General features: G+C 74.3%; 19 protein-coding genes and 7 pseudogenes. 16 read left to right on the forward strand and 10 right to left on the reverse strand.

The window, feature by feature from the left end; translation table 11 throughout:
* Positions 1–201: 201 nt before the first annotated feature.
* From WKH84_RS17595 to WKH84_RS17620, 6 genes and pseudogenes are all read left to right on the forward strand, one after another.
* Positions 202–1,906 (forward strand): annotated as a pseudogene (locus tag WKH84_RS17595) (carbon starvation protein A).
* Positions 1,906–2,168: pseudogene (locus WKH84_RS17600) on the forward strand (cory-CC-star protein). Before WKH84_RS17595 ends, WKH84_RS17600 begins: the two co-directional pseudogenes overlap by 1 nt.
* Positions 2,159–2,653: an ArsA family ATPase gene (locus tag WKH84_RS17605; RefSeq protein ID WP_341854591.1), complete on the forward strand. Its 495-nt coding sequence runs from the start codon at positions 2,159–2,161 to the stop codon at positions 2,651–2,653. Before WKH84_RS17600 ends, WKH84_RS17605 begins: the two are co-directional and overlap by 10 nt.
* Complete coding sequence (locus WKH84_RS17610; protein ID WP_341854592.1) at positions 2,653–2,856, forward strand: hypothetical protein; 204 nt, start codon at positions 2,653–2,655, stop codon at positions 2,854–2,856. The genes WKH84_RS17605 and WKH84_RS17610 overlap by 1 nt, the downstream gene beginning before the upstream one ends.
* A gap of 57 nt (positions 2,857–2,913) precedes the next feature.
* Complete coding sequence (locus WKH84_RS17615) at positions 2,914–3,222, forward strand: ArsA-related P-loop ATPase (protein WP_341854593.1); 309 nt, start codon at positions 2,914–2,916, stop codon at positions 3,220–3,222.
* A 55-nt stretch (positions 3,223–3,277) separates the two neighbouring features.
* The gene (locus tag WKH84_RS17620) at positions 3,278–4,318 is read left to right on the forward strand and encodes a LacI family DNA-binding transcriptional regulator (protein WP_341854594.1); all 1,041 of its coding nucleotides are present in this window, start codon (positions 3,278–3,280) and stop codon (positions 4,316–4,318) included.
* Positions 4,319–5,283: 965 nt separating this feature from the next.
* On the opposite strand, the pseudogene WKH84_RS17625 reads toward WKH84_RS17620, so the two are convergent.
* The 3 genes and pseudogenes from WKH84_RS17625 to WKH84_RS17635 form a co-directional block, all read right to left on the reverse strand.
* Positions 5,284–5,910 (reverse strand): annotated as a pseudogene (locus tag WKH84_RS17625) (MFS transporter); the annotation flags it as partial.
* Between the two features lie 27 nt (positions 5,911–5,937).
* Complete coding sequence (locus WKH84_RS17630) at positions 5,938–6,549, reverse strand: response regulator transcription factor (protein ID WP_341854595.1); 612 nt, start codon at positions 6,547–6,549, stop codon at positions 5,938–5,940.
* Between the two features lie 132 nt (positions 6,550–6,681).
* On the reverse strand, positions 6,682–7,965 hold the full coding sequence (locus tag WKH84_RS17635; protein ID WP_341854596.1) for a histidine kinase: 1,284 nt from the start codon (positions 7,963–7,965) through the stop codon (positions 6,682–6,684).
* A 101-nt stretch (positions 7,966–8,066) separates the two neighbouring features.
* Here WKH84_RS17635 and WKH84_RS17640 point away from each other — a divergent pair, with 101 nt between their 5' ends.
* Positions 8,067–8,861: a GAP family protein gene (locus WKH84_RS17640; RefSeq protein WP_341854597.1), complete on the forward strand. Its 795-nt coding sequence runs from the start codon at positions 8,067–8,069 to the stop codon at positions 8,859–8,861.
* Between the two features lie 15 nt (positions 8,862–8,876).
* Here the strand turns inward: WKH84_RS17640 and WKH84_RS17645 are convergent, their stop codons facing one another.
* Entirely contained in the window at positions 8,877–9,449 is a 573-nt protein-coding gene (locus WKH84_RS17645; RefSeq protein WP_341854598.1) for a hypothetical protein, read from the reverse strand.
* On the opposite strand from WKH84_RS17645, the gene WKH84_RS17650 reads away from it, so the two are divergent.
* From WKH84_RS17650 to WKH84_RS17670, 5 genes and pseudogenes are all read left to right on the forward strand, one after another.
* A complete protein-coding gene (locus tag WKH84_RS17650) occupies positions 9,448–9,831 on the forward strand; it encodes a substrate-binding domain-containing protein (protein WP_341854599.1) in 384 nt (127 codons plus the stop codon). The two genes, WKH84_RS17645 and WKH84_RS17650, sit on opposite strands and share 2 nt — an antisense overlap.
* Before the next feature lie 410 nt (positions 9,832–10,241).
* Positions 10,242–12,073, forward strand: a pseudogene (locus WKH84_RS17655) (exo-beta-N-acetylmuramidase NamZ domain-containing protein); the annotation flags it as partial.
* Positions 12,056–12,475, forward strand: a complete 420-nt coding sequence (locus WKH84_RS17660; protein ID WP_341856948.1) for a hypothetical protein — start codon at positions 12,056–12,058, stop codon at positions 12,473–12,475. The pseudogene WKH84_RS17655 and the gene WKH84_RS17660, both read left to right, overlap by 18 nt.
* Entirely contained in the window at positions 12,369–12,638 is a 270-nt protein-coding gene (locus tag WKH84_RS17665; protein ID WP_341856949.1) for a hypothetical protein, read from the forward strand. Before WKH84_RS17660 ends, WKH84_RS17665 begins: the two co-directional genes overlap by 107 nt.
* A 35-nt stretch (positions 12,639–12,673) precedes the next feature.
* Positions 12,674–14,605 (forward strand): glycoside hydrolase family 3 N-terminal domain-containing protein, encoded by a 1,932-nt coding sequence (locus tag WKH84_RS17670; protein ID WP_341854600.1) that lies wholly within the window; start codon positions 12,674–12,676, stop codon positions 14,603–14,605.
* A gap of 741 nt (positions 14,606–15,346) precedes the next feature.
* On the opposite strand, the gene WKH84_RS17675 is transcribed toward WKH84_RS17670, so the two are convergent.
* Complete coding sequence (locus WKH84_RS17675) at positions 15,347–15,739, reverse strand: hypothetical protein (RefSeq protein WP_341854601.1); 393 nt, start codon at positions 15,737–15,739, stop codon at positions 15,347–15,349.
* A 161-nt stretch (positions 15,740–15,900) separates the two neighbouring features.
* On the opposite strand from WKH84_RS17675, the gene WKH84_RS17680 reads away from it, so the two are divergent.
* The 4 genes from WKH84_RS17680 (at position 15,901) to WKH84_RS17695 (ending at position 18,164) form a co-directional block, all read left to right on the forward strand.
* On the forward strand, positions 15,901–16,518 hold the full coding sequence (locus tag WKH84_RS17680; RefSeq protein WP_341854602.1) for a helix-turn-helix transcriptional regulator: 618 nt from the start codon (positions 15,901–15,903) through the stop codon (positions 16,516–16,518).
* 25 nt (positions 16,519–16,543) lie between these two features.
* Positions 16,544–17,101: a DUF488 domain-containing protein gene (locus tag WKH84_RS17685; RefSeq protein WP_341854603.1), complete on the forward strand. Its 558-nt coding sequence runs from the start codon at positions 16,544–16,546 to the stop codon at positions 17,099–17,101.
* Entirely contained in the window at positions 17,098–17,313 is a 216-nt protein-coding gene (locus WKH84_RS17690) for a DUF2945 domain-containing protein (protein WP_341854604.1), read from the forward strand. Before WKH84_RS17685 ends, WKH84_RS17690 begins: the two co-directional genes overlap by 4 nt.
* 350 nt (positions 17,314–17,663) lie before the next feature.
* Entirely contained in the window at positions 17,664–18,164 is a 501-nt protein-coding gene (locus WKH84_RS17695; RefSeq protein WP_341854605.1) for an FBP domain-containing protein, read from the forward strand.
* Here the strand turns inward: WKH84_RS17695 and WKH84_RS17700 are convergent.
* From WKH84_RS17700 to WKH84_RS17720, 5 genes and pseudogenes are all read right to left on the reverse strand, one after another.
* A pseudogene (locus WKH84_RS17700) lies at positions 18,151–18,801 on the reverse strand (nucleoside/nucleotide kinase family protein). The gene WKH84_RS17695 and the pseudogene WKH84_RS17700 overlap by 14 nt on opposite strands.
* Positions 18,791–19,156, reverse strand: a complete 366-nt coding sequence (locus tag WKH84_RS17705) for a PD-(D/E)XK nuclease family protein (protein WP_341856950.1) — start codon at positions 19,154–19,156, stop codon at positions 18,791–18,793. Before WKH84_RS17705 ends, WKH84_RS17700 begins: the two are co-directional and overlap by 11 nt.
* A 69-nt stretch (positions 19,157–19,225) precedes the next feature.
* A complete protein-coding gene (locus WKH84_RS17710; protein WP_341856951.1) occupies positions 19,226–20,068 on the reverse strand; it encodes a 3'-5' exonuclease in 843 nt (280 codons plus the stop codon).
* 832 nt (positions 20,069–20,900) lie between these two features.
* Positions 20,901–22,088, reverse strand: a pseudogene (locus tag WKH84_RS17715) (UvrD-helicase domain-containing protein); the annotation flags it as partial.
* Positions 22,089–22,329: 241 nt separating this feature from the next.
* A pseudogene (locus WKH84_RS17720) lies at positions 22,330–23,046 on the reverse strand (PD-(D/E)XK nuclease family protein); the annotation flags it as partial.
* Between the last annotated feature and the right edge of the window lie 175 nt (positions 23,047–23,221).

Below are 23,221 nucleotides of genomic sequence, written 5' to 3' on the forward strand. Positions count from 1 at the left end.
GCCGGCAGGGCTCCGCCGTCTGCACCGCAGCACCGTGTCGCCCGGTGCGGAGCTCGAGCTCCACCCGTCGACCGGGCCCCTGCCCTAGAGTGGACCCACGCGCTCGACGAGGACGCGGAGGAGCCGGAGGCCGAGGGAGGTCGCCCGTCCCCGCACCACGGCGGACGCGCTTCCCGCCCCCGCCCCGAAGGACGACTCCTCGTGAACTCCCTGGTCCTCGCCATCGTGGGAGTCGGCATGATGATCGCCGGCTACCTGCTGTACTCGCGCTATCTCTCCAAGAAGGTGTACCGGCTCGACGCCGGCTTCCGCACCCCCGCCCATGAGCCGCAGGACGGGGTCGACTACGTCCCCACCAACAAGTTCGTGCTGTGGGGCCACCACTTCACCTCCGTCGCCGGCGCCTCGCCGATCGTCGGCCCCGCCGTCGCCGTGATCTGGGGCTGGGCCCCCGCCTTCCTCTGGGTCACCCTCGGCACCGTGTTCTTCGCGGGCATGCACGACCTCGGCGCGCTGTGGGCCTCGACCCGCAACCGCGGGCAGTCCATCGGCACCCTCGCCGCGAAGTACATCGGCCGCCGCGGCGCCCGGCTGTTCCTCGTGGTGATCTTCCTGCTGCTGCTCATGGTGAACACCGTCTTCGCCGTGGTGATCTCGGGGTCGCTGGTCTCCACCCCGTCGGCCGTGATCCCCACCTGGGGAGCGCTCGTGGTCGCGGTGCTGGTGGGGCAGGCGATCTACCGCCTGAAATGGAACCTGCCGATCGTGTCGGTGGTGGGGGTGGTCGCCCTGTACAGCCTGATCCTGCTCGGCGACCGGTTCCCCGTCGCGGCGCCGGAGGGCTTCCTCGGCATCGGTGCCGAGCCGTTCTGGATCCTGGTGCTGTTCGTCTACGCCGGCATCGCCTCGATGTCGCCGGTGTGGGTGCTTCGCTGCGACCGCGCGACTACATCAACGGCCTGCGGCTGTTCGTCGGCCTGGCCCTGCTGTACGGCGCGGTGCTGATCTTCCGCCCCGAGATCGTCGCCCCGATGCTCAACCAGGCCGTGCCCGAGGGCACCCCGAGCATGATGCCGGCGCTGTTCGTCACCGTCGCCTGCGGCGCGATCTCCGGATTCCACGGCATCGTCTCCTCCGGCACCTCCTCCAAGCGGCTGGACAAGGAGACCGACGCACGGTTCGTGGGCTACTTCGGCGCGGTGGGCGAGGGCCTGCTGGCGCTCGGCGCGATCATCGCGACCACCGCCGGCTTCCGCACCCTCGCCGACTGGGAGGCGGTCTACTCCGCGTTCAACGAGGGCGGGGTGGAGGCGTTCGTCGCCGGCGGCGGCTCCATCCTGAACGCGGGCCTCGGCATCCCGACCTCCCTGTCCGCCACGATCCTCGCCACCATGGCGGTGCTCTTCGCCGCCACCACCATGGACACCGGGGTGCGCCTGCGGCGCTTCGTGGTCCAGGAGATCGGGCAGATCCTGGGCCTGCGGCTCGGCACCTTGGTCGCGACCGCGATCGTGCTCGTGGTGTGCCTGGCCCTCGCCTTCGGCGCCGGTTCCGGAGGCACCGGAGGCATGGTGATCTGGCCGCTGTTCGGCACCACCAACCAGATCCTCGCCGCGCTGACCCTCGCGATCCTCGCCGTGATGCTCACCCGCAAGCGCCGCCCGGTGTCGCCGGTCCTCTTGCCAGCGCTGTTCGTGCTCTTCGTGAGCGTGTTCGCGCCGCTGGTGCAGGTGGGGCAGTACGCCGACCGAGGGCGACTGGCTCGCTGCTGGTGCTCGACGTCATCATCCTCGTGGCCGCGGTGTGGGTGATCGTCGAGTCCGCGATCGCGCTGACCCGCGCCCGGACGGAGCCGCCCGAGGTCGAGGGCGCCGACGAGGAGCCGCTCGAGGACTCCTCGGCCTGATGACGGTCTCGTCCCGCCTGCGCGCCCTGGCCGAAGGGTCGCACGAGTTCTACGTCGGCCCCTACCGGCGCACCTTCGCCCGCGCGCGCGGGACGAGGACGACCTGTTCCGCATGCTCGTGATGAGCGAGATGCTCGGCGTCCCCAACCCCGCCTCCTATTACACGGCCGAGTTGCTCCCGGTCCTCTACGACGGCTTCCACGACTGGCACCCCAGGATGGGGATGGAGCGCTCGCCGCTCGAGGAGTACCGATGCTGCTGAGCCTCGCGCGGTCCCGCCGCGTGCTCTTCCTCGGCGGGAAGGGCGGGGTCGGCAAGACGACCCTCGCCTCGGCGGTCGCCCTCGGCGCCGCCCGGTCCGGCCGGCGGGTCCTCGTCGTCTCGACCGACCCCGCCCACAACCTCGGCCATCTGTGGGAGCGGCGCATCGGCGACCGGGTCTCGCCGCTGGCCGACGGGGCGGGCTTGGGCTCCCTGCACGGCATCGAGATCGACCCCGACGCGACCACCGACCAGCACCTGCGCGACGTCGCCACCACCCTCAAGCGGCTCATGCCCCGCACCCTCCACGGCGAGGTCGACAAGCACATGGACCTCTCCCGCCGCTCCCCGGGCACCCACGAGGCGGCGGTGCTCGAGCGGATGACGGAGCTGGTCGAGCAGGGACGGGAGGAGTTCGACCTGGTCGTCCTCGACACCGCCCCGAGCGGCCACACCGCCCGCCTGATGGCGGCGCGCCGGAGGTGATGACCGCCTGGACCGACGGGTCGCTCGCCCGGCGGGAGAAGTCCGCCCGGCTGGGCGCGGCACGGCGCGGACTGGAACGGCGCGGACCCGGCCGACGCGCGGAGGGCGACCTCGGTGCCTCCGTGCTCGGATCCAGCGCGCCGCGGGACCCGCTCGAGGAGCGGGACGAGGAGATCCGTGCGATCCTCTTTGCGCCGCCGTGACCGGCTCGCCGGGCGCGCGAGACCCTCACCGACCCGGCCGTCACCTCCTTCGCGATCGTGCTGGCCGCCGAACGGCCGCCGGTGCTGGAGACGATCGAGCCGCACGAGGAGCTCACCCGGACCGGCGTCCACGTCGGCGCGCTCGTGGTGAACAAGCGCTCGCCCGCGGACCGCGGCGACTTCCTCGCCCGCCGCCGCGCGGTGGAGGAGGAGCATCTCGCCACCCTCCGCGCCGTCCTGCCCGAGGTGCCGTGCCAGGAGGTCCCGCTGGGGGAGGAGGACGTCGTCGGCCCTGCGGCGCTCGCCCGGTTCGCCGAGTCGCTCGACCCCGCGGCCACAGGCGGCCACGGGGCGCGTCGCGTCTAGACTCGCGGGACCCGCGCCGGACGGCGCGAGGAGACGTGCCGAGGAGGACCGCCGCATGACCAGTGACGACGGCGGCCGGCCGCCGCGCGGCCCTGTGACCCTCGCGGACGTCGCCCGCGAGGCCGGCGTCTCGATCGCGACCGCGTCCTTCGTGCTCTCGGGCCGCGGGGGCCTGCGCTCGGCGGGCTCCGCCGAGACGAAGGCGAAGGTGCGCGCCGCCGCGGAGCGGCTCGGCTACGTCCCCAACCGTCACGCGCAGGCCATGCGCACCGGCCGCGGCGGCGGGATCGTGCTGGCGCTGGGCACGCTCGAGGACCCCTGGGGCGTGCGGCTCGCCACCCGGGTCCGCGACCGGGCCCTGGCGCACGAGCTGTCCACCCTGGTCCTCGCCGACGAGCGCTGGTACGAGTACCTCCTCGGCGCTTCCGCCGACGCCGCCCTCGTCACCAGCATCGACTTCGTGCCCGAGGGGCCAGAGCAGATGCGGCGCCTGGCCCGCTCGACCCAGACGGGGCTGGTGGCCTTCAGCGCGCAGATGGAGCCCGAGGGCTTCGACGTCGTCTCCTCCTCGCCGTCGCCGGCCATCGGCGCGCCTACCAGCGGCCGCGCTCACGGCACGAGCGGGTGCACCTGCTCGCCCCGGAGGTCGACCGGCCCGGCGGCGTCCTCGCCCATCAGCGCACCCGTGCCTTCCTCGAGGCGGTCCGCGCCCACGGCGACGACGCCGAGGCGCTCGTGCACGTCGTGCCCGAGGGCAGCCACGACACCTACCGTGCGGCGCTCGACTGGCTCGCGGGCCCGGACCGGCCCGGTGCGGTCGTCTGCTTCACCGGCTACCAGGCGGTGGCGCTGCGAGCTCGCGGCCGAGCGGGCAGGCCTGTCGGTCCCGGACGACCTCGAGTTCGTCGCGATCGGAGACATCCCCGCCAGCTCGGAGTTCTTCGGCCCGATCAGCGTCTACGGCGTCGAGGACGTCTTCTCGCGGTTGGCCGGGATCCTGGTGGACCGGGCGGTGGACCGCACCGACCGGTCCGGGACCAAGCACGTCTTCGACTGGCGCTTCTTCCCCGGCACCACCACGGCCGACGACGCCTGAGCGGTCAGGCGGCCTGCGGCCGGCGCGGCGTCGTCGCGAGCGGCGCCGCGATCGAGCACATCACGCCGCCGGCGACGAAGGCCCAGGTCGCGCCCGAGGCCTGGGCGAGCTCGGCGCCCGCCCCGGACTCCGCCGCGACCGCAGCGCCGAGGGTCAGCGGCGCGATGAACACCGCGGTGCCGAGCGCCCCGGCGAGCCGCTGCAGGGTGTTGAGGATCGCGGACCCGTGGCCGTACAGCTCCTTCGGCGGCCGCACCGAGGGACAGCGCCATCAGCGGCGTCATCACCATCGACATGCCGATCCCGAGCGGCACGTTCAGCGCGATGACCAGACCCTGGGTGGCGTCGCCGTCCAGCAGCAGCATCGACGCCCAGCTCACCAGCGCCATCAGCGCCGCACCGGGCGGCACCAGCGGCGGCGGGCCGACCCGGTCGTAGAGCGCGCCGACCAGCGGCCCGAGCGACCCCGAGGCCGCCGCGCCGGGCGCATCGTCAGCCCCACGGCGAGGGTCGACATGCCGAGCGCCCCGGTCATGTACAGCGGCGGCGCCACGACGGTGCCGAGCATCGTGGCGAAGCACAGCAGGATCACCAGCAGGGAGACGAGGTAGGTGCGCACGGTCAGCGGGCGCAGGTCCAGCAGCGGCTCCTGGCCCCGCGCGCGCATCCGCACCTGCCTCGCGGCGAACACCGCGAGGGCGAGCAGGCCCGCGGCGGCGGCGAGCGGCGGCACCAGGCGCGCATGCCCGTCGACGATCGCGCTGATCGAGGCGAGGGCATAGATCACGCCGCCGAAGCCGATCGCGGAGAGCACCACGGAGAGCACGTCCAGGCGCACCGCGCGCGGCTCGGTGTAGTTGCGCATGAACAGCGACCCGATCACCAGCGCGACCACGATGATCGGCAAGCATCATCACGAACAGGTAATGCCAGGAGCCGCGGGCGAGGATGGCGCCGGAGATCGTCGGCCCGAGCGCGGGCGCCGCCGAGATCACCACGCCCACCAGACCCATCACCAGGCCGCGGGAGCGCAGCGGGACGAGCGCGAGGACGCTGGTCATCAGCAGCGGCGGCACCATCGCGGTGCCCGCCGCCTGGATCACGCGCGCCCCGAGCGGCACGGGGAAGCTCGGCGCGATGACGGCCAGCGCCGTCCCGGCGAGGAACAGCGCCATCGCCAGGAGGAACACCGTGCGCACCGACAGGCGCGTCATGAGGAATCCGGTGGTCGGGATGACCACGGCCATGGTGAGCATGAAGCCGGTGGAGAGCCACTGCGCGGTCACGGCCGTGATCGACAGGTCCTCCATCAGCACCGGCGGCGCGACCGAGAGCGGCGTCTCGTTGAGGATCATGACGAAGGCGGAGACCACGAGCACGGCGATGATCGGCGTGACCCGGGTCGTCGCGGTGGGCTCGGGGGCGGAGGTCGAGGGGCCGGCGTCCACGGCGGGCGACTCACCGGTCGGGGTGGGGGAGGGGGCGTGCATGGCTGGCGCGCTTTCGTCGAGTGCGGTCCGGCGGGTCGGGACCGGAAGGCCACCCGTCGGAGGGGCGGCGGACGAGGTCCGGGCCCGCACAGATCGTCCCATGCGACCCTGCTTCTCGTCACCGTGATATCAGGGACAGAGGGGCGGCTGGGCAGGGACGATCAGGAGCCTCGGTGCTTGCTGCCACCACAGCGCCGCCTGCACGCGGGAGTCCTGGCCCAGCTTCATCAGCGCATGGGAGAGATGGGACTTCACGGTCGTGATCTCGACGAACAGCTCGCGGGCGATCTGCTGGTTCGTCAGCCCCTGCGCGACCAGCGCCAGCACGTCCTCCTCCCGCCCGGTGAGCGCGGGCTCCGGGGTGGTGGACGGCGGGGAGGCGGGCGGGGCCTCGTCGGGCGCGCCGCCCTCCCGGCCCCGCGGCGCCGCGAGCACGGTGCGGGTCGCGGCCGCCGAGAGCACCGCGTCGCCGCGGTGCACGTCCCGCACCGCGGCGAGGATCCGCCGCGGGTCCTCGGACTTCACGAGATAGCCGTCGGCCCCCGCCGCGAGCGCGCCGAGCACGAACTCGTCGAGGTCGAAGCCGGAGATCACCAGCACGCTCGCCCCGGTCTCCCGCGGCCGCGGGGTGATCTCGATGCCGGTCGCCCCGGGCATCCGCACGTCGGTGAGCACCACGTCGGGGCGGTGGGCGCGGGCGGCCTCGAGGGCGGCGGGCCCGTCCGCCGCTTCGGCGAGCACGGTGATGTCCGGGGCGGAGCCCAGCAGCGACGACGAGCCCCGAGCGCACGCCGGGATGGTCCTCGGCGACGACTACCCGGATCGGAGCGGAGGAGGGGCGGTCGGGCGCCGCAGGGGAGGGGGACGGATCGGTCATCGCGGCGAGGCCTCCGTGGCGGTGAGAGTCGTGCCGGTCAGGGGCGGTTCGGCCGGCGGGTCGCCCGATGCGTCGAGCGGCGCACCGCCTCCACCCGCCATCCCGGGGACCCGTCCGCGTCCGGGACCGGGCCCGAGCTCGCCGTCCCGCCGACCGCGAGCGCCCGGTGCGCGAGGGCCGCACGACCCATCCCGGCCCCCAGCGGCTCCGCACCGTCGCGGCCGTTGACCAGCTCGATCCGCACCGCGCCCTCCTGGATCCCCGCCGTGAGCCGGATCGGCGCCCGGCCGTGCCGCACCGCATTGGTCACCGCCTCCGCCCCGATCCGCGGCGCCGCGGCCTGCACCGCGGGCCCCACCCGGGCGGGATCGGCGAGCGCGGGCGCGATCTCGACCCGGGCCGACGGGTCCCGCGCCCCGCGACCGTGCGGCGAGGGAGGGCCAGTCCAGGGTGGCGCTCGGCAGGGTGCCGGTGCCCTCGTCGGCGAGCACCCCGATCATCGAGCGCAGATCCCGCGGCGCGGCCTGGGCGGAGGAGCGGGAGGCGGCCAGGGAACCCTCCCTCGCCTCGCGGTCCTCGAGCGAGGCGGCGAGGGAGGAGTGGAGGGCGACGGCGCTCAGATGGCCGGCGATGACATCGTGCAGGTCGTGGGCGATCGAGCGCCGCTCCGCCTCGACGGCCTGCGCGGCTCGGCTCTCGGCGAGATCGTGCTCGAGGCCCGCCAGCCGCTCGGCGGCGCCGCGCGCCTCCCGGTGGTGGCGCACCTCCCAGCCCCACAGCAGCGGCGTGCTCGCCATCAGCCCGGCGATCATCGCCACGAGGAACACCGCCGGTCCCGGCAGGCCGCCGAGCGCCGCCGCGAGCATCGCGGCCGCGCGGCGGCGATCGAGATCGCGGTGCAGGTGCGCGCCACGCGCCGAGTGCCGTGCATGACGGGCACGAACAGCGCCTCGAACAGCAGGAAGTAGGCGGAGATCTGCCCGCCGCCGATGATCTCCGCGGTCGCGAGCGGCCCGGCGACGACGAAGGGCACCAGCGGGCGGCCGCGTCGCCAGCACAGGCTCGCGCACGCCGCCAGCAGCGAGCACGACCGAGACCCCTCGAGACCACTGTCGGCCCTCGCCGAGGAACCCCGAGCCCGAGATCCCGGAGAGGGCCAGCCCGACGACGAGCGCCGCATAGATCCCCGCGGTCAGCAGGTCGCGCCCCGTGACCCGTGGCGCGCCGACGGCGGCGGTGTCGGGGGCGGCGGAGGCGTCGGCACGGACGTCGGCGGGCATGATGCGAGCCTACGCGGCCGCGCCCGCCCGGCCTCGGGCCTCCGCCGGGTCTCGTCCCAAGGGAGGAGGACCGGCGCGCGCCCGCCGCGCACGATGGAGCCATGGACCAGCTCGCCTCCCTCGCCGGCCCGCTCGGGCTCATGGTGCTCGCCCTCGTCGACTCGACCTCGATGGGCACCCTCGTCATCCCCCTCATCCTGCTCGTGGTGGGGGAGGGCGGGGCCCGCCGCGTCGCCGGGCGCACGCCGCTGTACCTCGCGGTGATCGGGGTGTTCTACCTGCTGCTCGGCGTGGCGCCGCTCGCCGGCCTGCTCCCGCTCATGGAGCGCCTCGGCCACCTGCTCGCGGCCCCGCAGACCATGGTGTCGCTCGCCGCCGCCGGGGCGGCCCTGCTGTGGTGGTCCTTCCGCCTCGACCCGAAGGCCATCGTCAAGCGCGGCGGGGACCCGGAGGCGTCCGCGCGGCGATGGACCGCCCGCGCCCGCCGCGCCTCGGGACGGCCCTCCGCGCTGATCACGCTCGCCCTCGGCGCGGGCCTGATCGAGGCGGCCTCGATGATCCCCTATCTCGCCGCGCTCGGGATCATCGCGGACATGGGCATCGGCCTGACCCGCGGGGCGCTCGTGCTCGTCGGCTACTGCGCGGTGATGATCCTGCCGGCCCTCCTGCTGTGCGCGGCGCGGGTGCCGCTGGGGGAGCGCGGCGACCGATTCCTCGAGCGGGTCCACGACGGGGCGGTGCGCCACGCGAGCGGCGCCTTCTCCTGGACGGTGGGGATCATCGGCGTGATCCTCTTCGCTGAACACCGCAGGTCCTGCGATCGGCTGGCTGAGCGGGGGAGCCATCGCCTGACCGTGCGCAAGAGTTCTGCGACGAAGGACGCGACATCGCCGTGACCAGCGTGTACTCTCCTACTTCGTGGTCATTTCGGCCGCAATGCTCGTTTGGTGCGGAGGTGCATCCCGGTGGTCGCAGCGAACGACGACAGCATCGCGCCCCCGGCCGCCGCGAGCCGGGGCGGGGGTGTCGTCCTGGCGCTCGGCGACCTGGGTGATCCATGGGGCGTCCAGCTCACCAGCCAGGTGCGACAGGACGCGCTCTGCACGGGCCTGTCCACCCTGGTCCTCACCGACCCGCGCTGGTACGAGCATCTCCTCGGCGCCGACGCCGACGCCGCGCCGCTCACCGCGATCGACCTCGAGCAGGACGGCCCGCGCCGCGTGCGCGACCTTTCCGACCGCACCCGCAGCGGCCTCGTCGCCTTCAGCGCGCAGATGGAGCCCGAGCGCTTCGACGTGGTCAGCTCCAGCCCCGTCCCCGCCGTGCACCACGCCTATGCCCGCCTCCGCGCCCGCCACGACCGCGTCCACCTCCTCGCCCCCGATCTGCGCTCCCGACCCGGCGGCGCGCTCAGCATGCCCCGCACCGCCGCCTTCGTCGACGCCGTCGCCGTCCACGACGACGGTCCGGCCGAGCGGCCGCATGCGCCTGACCCCCGAGGGCACCCGCGGCACCTTCGAGATCGCCCTGGACTGGCTGAACGGCCCGGACCGCCCCTCCGCGGTCCTCTGCTGCACCGGCTACCAGGCCGTCGCCCTCCGCCTCGCCGCGGCGCGGGCCGGGGTGGAGGTCCCGGAGGAGCTCGAGATCATCGCCATCGGCGACATCCCCGCCGAGGCCGAGCCGCTCGGCCCGATCAGCTACTACGGCGTCGACGACGTCTTCGCACGCCTGTCCGGGGTGGTCGTGGACCGCGCCGTCGAGCGCGGCGACCGCCCCGGCCGCCTGCACCGCTTCGACTGGGAGTACTTCCCCGGCACCACCACCCGCGACGACGAGACCCCCAGGAGACCCGATGACCGCTGAGACCGCCCTCCCCGCACGCACCGACTGGACCCTGCCCGGCCTCGCGCTCGCCGACCTCACCCTCCCCGTCCCGCTGGACCACGCCGACCCCGCCGGGCCCCGGATCGAGCTCTTCGCCCGCCTCGTCGCCCGGCCCGGCGGCGAGGACCTCCCCGTCCTCGTCTACCTCCAGGGCGGGCCCGGCTCCGAGGCGCCGCGGCCCCTGGACCCCGCCTCCCCGCCCTGGGCGCCCCGCGCCCTGCGCGAGCACCGCGTGCTCATGCTCGACCAGCGCGGCACCGGCCGCTCCACCCCCGTCGGCCCCGACGCCCCGCAGCGCCCGAGGGAGCGATCTCGGGCGCCCGCACGCGCGCGAAGCGAGCCCCGACCAGCAGGCCCGCTACCTGACGCACTTCCGCGCCGACGCGATCGTGGCGGACGCCGAGCTGTTGCGCGAGGCGCTCGGAATTCCGCGCTGGTCGCTGCTGGGGCAGTCCTTCGGCGGGTTCACCACCCTGCGCTATCTCTCCGCCGCCGCGGGCAACGTCGAGAAGGCCCTGTTCACGGGCGGGCTCCCCACCGTCGGCCCTCACATGGACCAGGTCTATGCCACGACGTGGGAGGGCATGATCGCCCGCTCCGAGAAGTACTGGGCCCGCTTCCCCGGCGACCGCGACCGCTTCCGCCGCCTGGCCGACGAGGCCGCCGCGGGCCGGCCGCGCGCCCCGGGTGGGAGGCGCATCGGCGTCGAGTCCCTGCGCCGCCTCGGCCACCTGCTCGGGGCCTCCCAGGGCGCCGAGCGCCTCCACCTCCTGCTGGACCTCGACCCCGCCTCGCCGGCCTTCGCCCACGACCTCGCCGCGGCCCTGCCCTTCTCCGGCCGGAACCCGCTGTACGCCGTGATCCACGAGAGCCGCTGGGCCGACGGGATCGCCACCCGCTGGGCCGCGGACCGCACCATGCCCGCCGCGGTCGCGGAGGACCCGACGCTCCTGGCCGGCGAGCACATCCACCGCGACCTGTTCGCCGAGGACCCCGAGCTCGCCGTGTGGGCCGAGGCCGCGGACCTGCTCGCCGAGCACGAATGGCCCCGCCTCTACGACGAGCAGGCTCTTCGCGCCGCCGAGGTGCCCGGCGCCGCCGCCGTCTACTACGACGACGCCTACGTCCCGCGCGAGCACTCGATGGCCACCGCCGCGCTCGCTGCCCGGTGTGCGCACCTGGGTCACCAGCGAGTACGAGCACAACGGCCTGCGCGCGAGCGGCGAGGGCGTGCTCGACCACCTCCTCGACCTCGCCACGGGGCTCCGCGCCGCCTGACTTCCCGCCCCGGCCGCCCCGCCGACCCCGATCTGCGGAAGGGGCCGCCGAAGTCCCGTTTCTGCCGACGCCATCCCTCCGGAATCGGTTGTGACCCGCACCACGCCCCGGTAGCGTGGTTCATCGCGCCCGTGCGCCACGATCCGACGACGACGACGGAGGTCCCCCGTGAACCCTGCACCCTCGCCCCATCCCGCTGCACAGCCGGCCCGACCGGGACGACGCCGCGTGCTCGCCTCCCTCGGCGCCCTTCCCGCCGGCGCCGTCCTCGCCGGCGCGGCCTCCGCCCAGGCCGCCCCCGCCCGCGGGAAGAAGAGGGCCGACGGGGACTTCCGCCTCGGCGTCGAGAACCTCCTCGAGCCCGCCGCGCTCGAGACAATGCACGACCAGCGCGTCGGACTGATCACCAATCCCACCGGTGCCGACCGCGAGCGCGCTCCACGATCGACCTCCTGGTCGAGGCGCAGGGGACGGGCGGGTTCACCATGACCGCCCTGTTCGGACCCGAGCACGGGGTGCGCGGGGCGGAGCCCGCCGGAGGCGCCGTCGGCGACTACATCGACGAGAAGACCGGCCTGCCGGTCCGCTCCCTGTATGGCGAGACGCAGAAGCCCACCCCGGAGATGCTCGCCGACGTCGACGTGCTCGTCTTCGACATCCAGGACATCGGCGCCCGCTTCTACACCTACATCTGGACCCTCTACTACGCGATGCAGGCCGCGGGCGAGAACGGCAAGCGGTTCGTGGTGCTGGACCGTCCGAACCCGCTGGGCACCGACATCGAGGGCTTCGTGCTCGAGCCGGAGCTGTCCTCCTTCGTGGGGCGCGCGAGATCCCCCAGACCCACGGCCTCACCGTCGGGGAGCTCGCCCGCCTGTTCAACGGCGAGTTCCTGAACGGCGAGGTCACCCTCGAGGTGGTCGAGATGAGCGGCTACGACCCCGAGGAGCCGCCCGTCCAGGAGCCGCCCTGGGTGCTACCGTCCCCGAACATCCCCACCCCGGACACCGCCGTGGTCTACGCCGGCACCGGCCTCATCGAGTCGCTGAACATCTCCGAGGGCCGCGGCACCACCACACCCTTCCTCTGGTTCGGCGCCCCCTTCATCACCGAGGAGCACGTCGATCAGCTCCTCGAGACCCTCCGCGCCGCGGAGCTTCCGGGCGTGCTCTACCGGCCGATGTTCGCCACCCCCACCACCTCCAAGCACGCGGGCGTCTTCTGCGGCGGCCTGCAGGCTGCACGTCACCGATGCCGCCGCCTACGAGCCCGTCCGCACCGGCATCCACGTGATCGCCGCGCCGCTGCGCACGGTGGAGGAGGTCGACTGGCGCGAGGGCGATGACTGCCGCAGCGAGGACGACGTGTGCTGGATCGACAAGCTCACCGGCACCAAGCGCACCCGTCAGATGCTCGAGGACGGCGAATCCCCCGAGGCGATCGTCGCGGCCTGGCGCCGCGAGGCGAGGCGCTTCGAGGTCACCACCAAGCGCTACCGCCTGTACTGAGCACGCCGACGTCCCGAGAACTCCAGGAGATCCCCATGTCATCCCTCTCCCGCCGCGCCTTCACCGCGGCCCTCGCCGGCACCGGTGCCGCCGTCGCCCTGCCCGTCGCCGCCCAGGCCGCGCCCTCGAAGGGCCACGCCGACCGGATCGAGGAGATCCTCGCCGGCATGAGCGTCGAGCAGAAGATCGGCCAGCTCTTCGTCGCCGTCGGCTACGGCTCCCGCGCCGACCAGGTCCACCCCTCGAACACCTCCACCACCGGCGTGGACACGATCGCGGAGATCGTTCGCACCCTCCACGTGGGCGGGCTGATCTACTTCGTGTGGAGCGAGAACCTCCAGAGCATCGAGCAGGTCGCGACGCTCTCCAACGACGCGCAGGACGCGGCGCTCGAGAGCGGCGGGATCCCGCTGATCATCAGCGCCGACGAGGAGCGCGGCGTCGTCTACCGCCTGCCGGCCCCCGCGACCCCGCCGCCGGGGCAGATGGCGCTCGGGGCGACCGGCTCCCGCGCCCATGCCCGCAAGGCGGGGGAGATCGTCGGCGCCGAGATGCGCGCCGCCGGCCTCCACCAGGCCTTCTCCCCGGTGGTCGACGTCAACGTCGAGGCGCAGAACCCCGTGATCGGGGTGCGCTCCCTCGGCGCCGACCCCCGCGCGGTCTCCCGCCTCGCCGCCGCCCAGATCAAGGGCCTGCAGGGCGTGGACTGCTCCGCCGCCGCCAAGCACTTCCCCGGCCACGGCGACACCGCGACCGACTCCCACCTGGGCCTGCCGGTCATCGACCACACCCGCGAGGAGCTCGACGCCCTCGACCTCCCGCCCTTCGTCGCCGCGATCGAGGAGGGCATCGATTCGATCATGACCGCGCACATCGTGGTGCCCGCCCTCGACGACTCCGGCGTCCCCGCCACGCTCTCCCGCCCGATCCTCACCGGGTCGCTGCGCGAGGAGCTCGGCTTCGAGGGTGTGATCGTCACGGACCCCCTGGCGATGGAGGGCGTGCGCACCCTGTTCGGCGACGACCGCGTCCCGGTCGAGGCGATCCTCGCCGGCGCCGACCAGATGCTCATGCCTCCGGACCTCGTCGTCGCGATCGGCGGGGTGCGCGAGGCGGTCGCGAGCGGCGAGATCACCGAGGAGCGGCTGGATCAGTCGGTGCGGCGCATCCTGGCCCAGAAGGCGCGCCGCGGCCTGTTCGACGACGTGCACGTGGACGCCGCCCGGGCCGAGGGCGCGATCGGCACCTCCCGCGCGCTCGCGGCCGCGGAGCGCATCGCCGAGGACTCGATCACCCTGATCACCGCCCAGGACGGCGCGCTCCCGCTCGCGGACGGGGCGACGGTGCTGGTCACCGGCTCCGCCACGGCGGCGAAGCTCGAGGTGGTGGTCGACGCGCTGACCTCGCTGGGCCACGCCGCGACAGGGCTCGCCGGCGCGACGCCCGAGCAGGCCGCCGAGGCCGCCGCCGCGGTCGACGCGGTCCTCGTGCTCACCTCGTCCTCCGGCTTCACCACCCCCGCGGCGCAGGTCTTCCTGGTGCGGGCGCTTGCCGAGACCGGCACGCCCGTCGTGCACGCCTCGCTGCGCAATCCCTACGACGTGGTGCACGTGGGGGAGGTGACCGCCTCGCTCGCGGCCTACGGCAACGCCGACGCCTCCCTGCGCGCGCTCGCCGGCGTGCTCGCGGGCGAGGTGAAGGCCCGCGGGAAGCTCCCGGTCGCGATCCCCACGACCGACGGGACGGGGAGGCCTTCCCGCTCGGCCACGGGCTCGGCTGAACCGGCACTCGGCCCTCCGCCTGCAGAATCGGGACTCCAGCGGCACGGCGCGGCGCTGAGCCTCAGCGCGTGCCGCTGGGGGTCCCTTTCTGCTGATCCATCGTGTCCGCGGCCTCGCCGTGCGCCCGCGCCTCGGCGGCATCGCGGGCCAGGCGCCGGCGGCGGGCCTTCACCCAGCCGGAGGTGAAGACCGCCCCGGTCACCGCCAGCACCACGGCCATCACCGCGATCACCACGGTGAAGGTCGCCTCCAGGGAGACCAGCGAGATCAGCGCCGAGGAGGTGATGATCCCGAGCGCGTTCGCGGTGCGGAGCGGCGCGAACACCTCGGCGCGGTGCTCGGGCGCGACGAGCCGGTCCAGCACCAGGGAGTAGTAGGTCGCCAGCGGTGCGAGCACTGCGCCGACCAGCGCGCGCCGACGATGGTCGCGGCGACCGAGTGGCCGAAGCCGACGATCGCGACGCCGAGCGCGGTCACGCCCAGCCATACCAGCACGGTGCGGCGGCGCGGCTCCCGGTTGTGGATGCTCACCCACACGCCGCCGCCGACCGAGGTCACGCAGATCGCGACGGGGAAGAGCGCGCCCCAGGCGGCCGGCATGCCGAAGGAGACCGCGAGGGAGACCGCACCGATCTCGATCGCGGCGATCGAGGCGGCGCTCGCTCCGCCGCACACCAGCCACAGCACGATCATCGGGCTGAGGCGCGCGCGCCGCCGCGGCGCTCGGGGCCCGGTGCGGTGGCCGAGGGGATCGACGGCGCAGGAGCAGCGGCGCCGCGCCCAGCGACACCATCGCCCAGGCGGCGAGTCGCGGGGAGATCCCGCCGAGAGCGGCGGCGATCACCGGCGAGGCCACGAAGGTGACCTCGTTCAGCGTGGCAGCGATGCCGAGGGAGCGGGGAAGGCGGCTGGCGGGCACGAGGTGGTTCAGCACCGCGCGCGCGTGCCGTAGGCCGCGCCGTTGACGAGTCCCGCGAGCGCCGCGCCCGCGACGACCAGGGCGAAGGGGGCGCCGAGCCCGGCGAGCACCGCGATCGCGATCAGCGCGAGCGTGCGCAGGCCGATGAGCGCGCGCACGAAGGGGACCGGGGCGAAGCGTCGGCCGAGCCGGGAGAGCGGGACCGCGCCGAGGACCTGCGCGATCGTCATCGCGAGCATCATCGCGGCGCCGGCGGAGGCGCCGCCGGTCAGCGGCAGGGCGATGAGGGAGAAGGCGATGGGCGCGGCGGCCTGCGGCACCGCGAAGGTCCCGTATGAGCCGAACCAGCGCAGCAGACGAGCCTCGGGCCGGGCGGTCGCGGGGGTCACGGGCGCGGTCATGGGGAACCTCCTTCACGGCGCGGGGGGAGGGGGCGGCAGGGCGCACCGGCCGCTACTGCGCAACATAGTGCGCAACGCCGAGGATGCGCAATATAGTTCCCGTCACCCCGGTCGGCGATAGGCTTCCGGGCACGGAACGACCGAGCGACCAGGAGGCCCCGATGAGCGGTGGGATGCGCCCGGCCGTGGTCGAGCGGCTCGGCGAGCGGATCCGCGCCGCCCGCCAGGAGCTGGACCTCTCCGTCGGCGCGCTCGCCGAGGCCAGCGAGGTCTCCCGCCGCATGCTCACCCAGATCGAGCTCGGCCAGGCGAATCCCTCCGTCGCGATCCTCGACCGCATCGCCGCCGGGCTCGGCACCACCTTCGCCGCGCTGATGGGCGTCGGCGCCGACGACGCTCCCGACGGCGTGGAGATCTGGTCCACCGACTCCGGCGGCTGGGCGGTGCTCGCTGGGCGCCGTGGACACCGACGCGCTGTCGGTCGAGACCTGGAAGTGGAAGCTGGTGGGGGAGGACTGCTACGAGGGCGGCTCCGGCATCGCCCTGCCCGGGATCATGCACCACGTCATCGAGGGCGCCCTCGAGATCGACGACGCCGACGGGCCGCAGGTGATCGAGGCCGGCGGTTCCGCGCGGATCGCCTCCCCGGGCCCCTACCGCTACCGCGCCCGCGACGCGCAGGCGGCCGTGTTCTTCTCCGTCGCCCTGTCGCCGCGGCCCGGGCGGGGCTGAGCATCCGGATCACCGGCGGCGGCGGGGAGATCCGCGCCGAGGCATGATGGAGGGCAGACGAAAGGAGGCGCGATGACAGGCACGATCTGGACCCTCGGCCACTGGACCAGCCCCGTGGACGCCGTGCTCGCGACACTCCGCAACGTCGAGATCGACGAGCTGGTCGACGTGCGCAAGCCGCCCGGCTCCCGCCGCGACCCCCAGTTCGATGCCGAGGAGATGACCCGCTGGCTCGGCGGGGCGGGAATCGGCTACCGGCGCTCTGCCGAGCTCACCGGGCGCCGCCCGAAGCGGCGCGATGTCGACCCGCGACTCAACGCCGGCTGGCAGAACACGAGTTTCCGCAACTACGCCGACCACACCCTGAGCGCCGAGTACGAGCAGGGGATCGAGGAGCTCGAGGCTCTGGCCGCGGAGCACCACGTGGCGGTGATGTGCGGAGAGCCGATGCCCTGGCGCCGCCACCGGTCGCTGATCTCGAACACCCTGGCCGCGCGCGGCTGGGAGGTCGTGCATCTGCGCGTCGGCAGTGCCCCCGCCGTGCATGAGCTGGGGGCCTGGGGGGCCCGACCCATCGTCCGCGAGGACGGCACCGTGATCTATCCACCCGAAGCACAGGAGGAATCATGAGCACCGAGTTCGCCGTCGGCGACCACGTCAGCTGGGACTCCGAGGCCGGCCGTGTCACCGGCACGATCACGAAGGTCCACACCGCCGACTTCGACTACAAGGGCCATCGCCGACGCGCGAGCGAGGACGAGCCCCAGTACGAGATCGCGAGCGACAAGACCGACCACATCGCCGCGCACAAGGGCTCGGCGCTGAGAAAGGTCGAGAGCTGACCGCCACGAAGGGCGACATCGCTCGCTCCTCGGGCGAGGCCTCGATCGCCGACTCCGCCGAAGCGCTCTCCCCCGAGCTGTCCGACGAGGGGCGCGCCGAGCTCGACCGCATCAGCGCCTGATACTCGCCCGGTGACCTGACAGATATCCCTTCGCGCCTGGCCGGCGAGGGTCGTAGAGTGGCACCCGTCCACGGACGGAGAGGAGTCGGCATGCCCACCGCGCATGCAGGGAGCGAGGCGGCCCGAGCGGCCTGCTCGGTCTGAGCCCGCGCGCCCTCGAGCGCGCCGCGACGACCACCCCGACTTCTGCACGCTCCGATGGGGGCGTGCCCTCTGCGAGGACACCGCATGAACACACTTACCGAATCCCAGCTCCGCGACGCCTTCGTCAACGCCTCCAAGGGCGAGGCGAAGCGCGCGATGATCCCCGACCTCGACCAGGTCGACTTCTCCCGCCTCGACTACTTCGGCTGGCAGGACGCGAAGAAGCCGCGCCATCACTACGTCGCCCTCGAGCTCGACGGGGAGGTGGCGGTCTCGCCGCTGCGCGGCCCGGAGAACCCGCCGGCGAAGAAGATGCTGTGCGCGTGGTGCGAGGACATCGTCGACGGCGTGCACGCGGCGAGCTTCGTCGCCCCGCTCGCCGGCGCGTCCGGCCGACGCGGCAACACCGTCGGCACCGCGATCTGCGCGGACTTCCGCCGCTCGCGCAACGTGCGCCGGGAGCCGAGCTCCTTCGAGCTCCGCTCGGAGGACCCGGCCCTGCTCGCCTACCACCGCGAGCAGAAGATCGAGGGCCTGCGCGAGCGCTCCACCGCGTTCGTGCGCGGCGTGCTCAGCCGCAGCTGACCCCCACCACGACGTCCGCCCGGTCGCGGGTGCCCGCGACCAGGCGGGCGTTGTCCTCGTCCGGTCCGAGCGCCCAGTCATGTGCCGCCTGCGGCGACTTCCCGAAGCGCTCGTGCCGGGCGATCAGCCGCTCGTGCCGCGCCGCTCCGGCACCTCGACGAACCAGCAGGCATCGAGCATCGTCCGGACCTGCGCGAACGGTCCGTCCTCGAGCAACAGGTAGTTCCCCTCCGTGATCACCAGCGGCACCTCGGCCCGCACCTCGATCGCCCCGGCGAGCGGTCGCTCGAGCTCCCGCTCGAACGTCGGCGCCCATACCGGCGCATCCTGCGGCCGGGCGGTGCGCAGGCGGCGCAGCGAGCGCCACGTAGCCGCCGGCGTCGAAGGTGTCCGGCGCGCCCTTCCGCGCGAGCCGCCCCAGGCGCGCGAGGGCGACGTCGGCGAGGTGGAACCCGTCCATCGGCACCAGTACCGCCTGCGTACCGAGCCGCTCGGCGAGCCGCGCGGCGAGGGTGGACTTCCCCGCCCCGGGCGCCCCGGCGATGCCCAGCATCCGTCGGCTCCCGCCGCGCGCCGCCTCGTCCAGCAGGGTCCGCGCCGCGTCGACCGCCCGCTCGGCGCTCAGCTCAGTGGGCATCGACCGGCTCCCCATCGGTCGCTCCGAGCTCCACCTCGACCACCTCGCCGCGCGCCGGCAGATGGATCAGGATCCGCGCCGGCGCGAGCCCCGCGGCCGCCAGCGCCTGCGAGTAGGTCGCCATCTGCCCCAGATACTTCTCCCGCACGTGCTCGACCGGATGATCGCCGGGGTAGCTCTTGTGGTCCACAAGCACCACCTGCCCGTCGGGCAGGCGCAGCAGCGTGTCGATCCAGCCCTCCATCACCTGGTCGTCCTCGTTCCACCAGGTGATCGGTCGCTCGGTGAGCTCCTCCGCGACGGGCGGCTCCGCGGCGAGGAACGCCGCCCACGCCTGCCCGGCCTCGATCAGCAGCGACGGCTCGACGGCCCGGACGACCGCCCACCGCTCGACGAGCCGCGCCGCGGCCCGCTGGCGCGCGCGTCATCGAGGTGCGCGAGCGGCATCGCGAGATAGGCGTGGATCGCTTCGCCCACGCGCTCCCACTGCGGACCGCCGCCGGTGACGAGGCGCCGCCCGATCCGTCGCGGCTCCGAGACCGTCCCGGCGACGCCCTCGGAGCCCACGCCGGAGGCCTGGAAGCGGGCGGCGACATGCGCCTCTCGCGGTCGCGGGCCGACGAGATCGCTCGCCGCGAGCGCACTTCGCCGTGCATCGAAGCGCTCCGCGCCCTCGGCGAGAATCCCGGTGGGGGCCCGCACCACGGCGGGCGAAGACTCCGCCGCCCCGCACCGCGATCCCGTCGCCGCCGACGGTCCAGGACAGCGGCGGCGCGGCGTCCTCGTGCGCCGCGGGCACGAGCATGTCCAGCACCGGCGCCGAGCCGTCGCCGCTGAGCACGGTGACGTCCGCAGCGCGGGTGAGGGCGACATACTGCAGGCGACCGGACTCCTCCCGCTCCCGGTCCGTCCGCCGCGCCGCATGCTCCGAGGCGGAGAGCCCCTTCTGCAGCGCGGCCTGCGAGGTCAGCGGCGCGGGCCAGTAGCGCGGGACCCGGCCCGCGAGCGGCGCGGAGACATCCAGCTCCACCGCCGGCACCACGAAGCCGCCCGAGGTCTGCGACCGTTCGCTCGGGTCGTGGTCGAGCATGACCACGACGTGCGGCCACTCCAGGCCCTTCGCGCCGTGGATCGTGCCCACCCACACCGTGTCCGGGGTGCCGGTGAGGTCCGGGCCGCGGTCCACCGCGTCCACCGCGATCCGCGACCCGGTCAGCGTGACCGGGGCGGAGTCCGCGCGGGCCCGGTCCGCGTACTGCCCGGCCACGGCGCGCGCGCGCGTCGAGGGTGCGCAGGCGCTGGTCGGGGGCGGGCCAGGAGCGGATCCGCTCGGGCAGGTCGAGGGCGTCGACGAGCGCGGTGATCATCTCGACGGGGGAGAGGGAGATGCACTGCGCGCGCAGGTCGCGGAGCCCGTCGAGCACCGGGTCACGCCACCAGTCGTCGAACAGCGCCCGTCGCGCCTCCCGGTCGGGCCGGGCGGCGAGGTCCGCGAACCAGGTGCCGTGCGCGGCATGGTCCGGGAGCAGGTCCACCAGCTCGGTGAGGGCGAGGGTGTCGCTGAGGTCGAGGGTGACCGCGAGCGCGGCCCGGACGAGGCGTCCCTCGCGGGTGGCGAGGATCGGCCGGCCCTCGCCGGAGGCGGGGATGCCCCGCTCGGTGAGCGCGGCGATGACGTCCTGGGCCCGACGGTTCGAGCGGACCAGCACGGCGACGTCAGCGGGGGAGGTGCCCGGCTCGCGCAGCGCCTCCAGCACCCCCTCGGCGATCGCGGTCGCGTGCCGCGGGTAGGTGAGCTTCTTCGGCACCTCCGGCACCCAGGCCTCGAGCCGCCCGGGACGGTGCCCCGTCTCGCTCCGACGCGCCACCGCCTCAGGGGCCGCGGTAGTCACCACCCGCTCGCGCGGCGGCTCGGGGAACACCTGCGGGAACACCGCGGTGACGAGGTCGAGGACCGGCTCCTGTGAGCGCCAGGAGTGGCGCAGGTCCAGCACCTCCGCGTCCCCGAGCCCGGCGGTGCCAGCCTCGATCCGCTCGATGATCCCGAGCATGAGGGAGGGGTCCGCGTCGCGGAAGCCGTAGATCGCCTGCTTCGGGTCGCCCACCCAGATCTTGTCGTCGATCAGCTGGGACAGCTCGAGGAACAGGGCGAGCCGCACGGGGGAGGTGTCCTGGAACTCGTCGACGGCCAGGAGGTGGAAACGGTCGCGGATCACCTCGCGGGCCCGTCCGCTGCTGCGCACCAGCTCGAGGGTGCGCACCTCCTGGTCGATGAAGTCGATCAGCCCCAGCTCGTCCTTGAAGCGCTGGTACGCCTCGAGGGACTCGGCGGCCGTGTCCATGACGAGCGCGATCAGGGCGCGCACGTCCTCCTGCAGGGCCGGGTTCGCCAGCGGCTCCTCGGCGATCCTCGACGCGACCCCGACCAGGGCGAGATCGACGTCCTTGCTGTACACGTACCCCTTCGCATCGGGGTCCCCGGCCCTGCCCTCCGCGACCCTCGCGATCCTCGCCCACACGCTCCACGGCGCCCGCTCTAGCCGCGCCACGTCCCGCAGCGACCCGTCGAGGGTCTGCAGGCGCTTGCGCACGGTGCCCGCGCCCTTCTCCGTGAACGGCCCGTCCCCGGCCTCGGAGCCGCGCACCTGCGCCCACAGCCCCCGCACCGCAGCATCGAGCTCGGATCGCCACGCCTCGCGCCGATCCGCCTCCGCGGCCTCCGGCGGCGCCGCCGCCCGGAACTCCTCGAACGACGCCTCCGCCCCGCGGCGCGGCGCCTCCGCATCGAGCAGGTTCGTCCGGGCCCGACCGGCGAGGTCCCGCACATGGCCCCTCCACGAGGGGGAGGCGCCCCAGGGGATCTCGGGCTCCTCCTCGCCGTCGTGCTCGGTGCGGGCCAGGAGGTCCGCGGCCCGGGCCCCGGCCTCCGCGGCGGTCTCGTCGATCGCGGCGCGGAAGGCGGCCTTCTGCCGGTCCTCGTCGAGCACCTGCACGTCGGGCGAGATGCCGGCGTCGAGCGCGAACTCCCGCAGCGGCTCCCCGGAGACAGAGTTGACGGTGCTGATCAGGGCGCTGTCCACGGCGCGGGCGGCGTCGACCTGCCCGGTCTCGAGCAGGGTGCGGCGCACCCGGTCGCGCGACTCGGCGGCGGCCTTGGTGGTGAAGGTCGTCGCGATGAGCTGCGAGGGGTCGAGCCCGCGGGCGATCCGGCCGGCGATCTGGTGGGTGAGGGTGTGGGTCTTCCCGGAGCCGGCCGAGGCGTTGATCAAGGTGAAGGTCGAGGTCATCGGATCGCTCCCGTCGTCCCGCACAGCTGTGCGTGCTCGCTGGTCCCGCAGTGCTCCTCGACGAGGAGGCCGCCGGCCTCCCGCTCGGCGCCGCGCGCCTTCGTGACCGCGCTCGACCTCGCCGACCAGCTCGCCGAGGCGTCCAGACCCGTCCGCTCCTGCGGCTCCCGGCGCCGCGGCGGATCCGCCCGTCGGCGACCTCGTCGAGCCGTGCGGTGACGGCGGCGAGCATGCGCCGCCAGGCCTCGCCGGTGTCCATCGGGGCGCGGTCGTGGGGGTCCAGCGCCGGATCGGCGGAGACGAACTCGCCGCCGCGCAGCAGGAAGTAGCCGACGTCGGCGGGTCGCTCGCCGGGGTGCTCCTGCGCGAGGGCCCAGGCGTAGGAGGCGAGCTGGATCGCCTCGGAGGTGTCGAAGAGGTCGCCGTAGCGGTCGCGGCCGCGGGACCACTTCAGGTCCAGCACGGTGCGCCGCCCGTCGGCCGCGATCGCGTCGACGTCGCGGTCGCCGACGAAGGGCACGGTCCGCTCACCATCGGCCAGCATCAGCGTCAGCGGGAGCTCGAAGCGGGTCTCGGTCCCGGTGATGCGCAGGCCCGCCTCCGCCGCCCCGGAGAACAGCGCCCCGACCGAGCGCACGGCCCGGTCGCGCACGTCCTCCCGCGCGGCCGCGCGTCCGGGCAGGTCGAGCTCGGAGGCGAGCTGGGGCACCAGGCGGTCCAGCACCTCGCCGATCTCCTCGGCCGACGGGGCGTCGAGCGGGGTGCCGCCGAGGCCCGGGTCGTAGCGCTTCTCGACCAGCGTCTCGACCACGGCGTGGACGAGGGTGCCGATCATCCGCGCACCCGTCGGCAACACCGCGACGTCGGCGGGCCGCACGTCCAGCGCGTACTCGAGCGCCCAGTGGTGCGGGCAGGCGAGCAGCGAGGAGACCTGGGTGAAGGACAGCTTCCGCGGCAAAGAGGTGCGGGGCCGGCGCGATCCTGTGCTCCGTCGGCGGCGCGGCGGGCTCCTCCTCCTGGGCCGGCGCCACGACCTCCAGCGACCTCCCCGCGAGCGTCCACCGTCCGTCCTCGATCAGCTCCTCGGGCCGCGACCGGTCACCCGCGCCGAGATGCGCGAGCAGGCCGCTCGG

The organism is Brachybacterium sp. GPGPB12, assembly GCF_038396325.1.
In the GTDB taxonomy this organism is placed as follows: Bacteria; Actinomycetota; Actinomycetes; order Actinomycetales; family Dermabacteraceae; genus Brachybacterium; species Brachybacterium conglomeratum.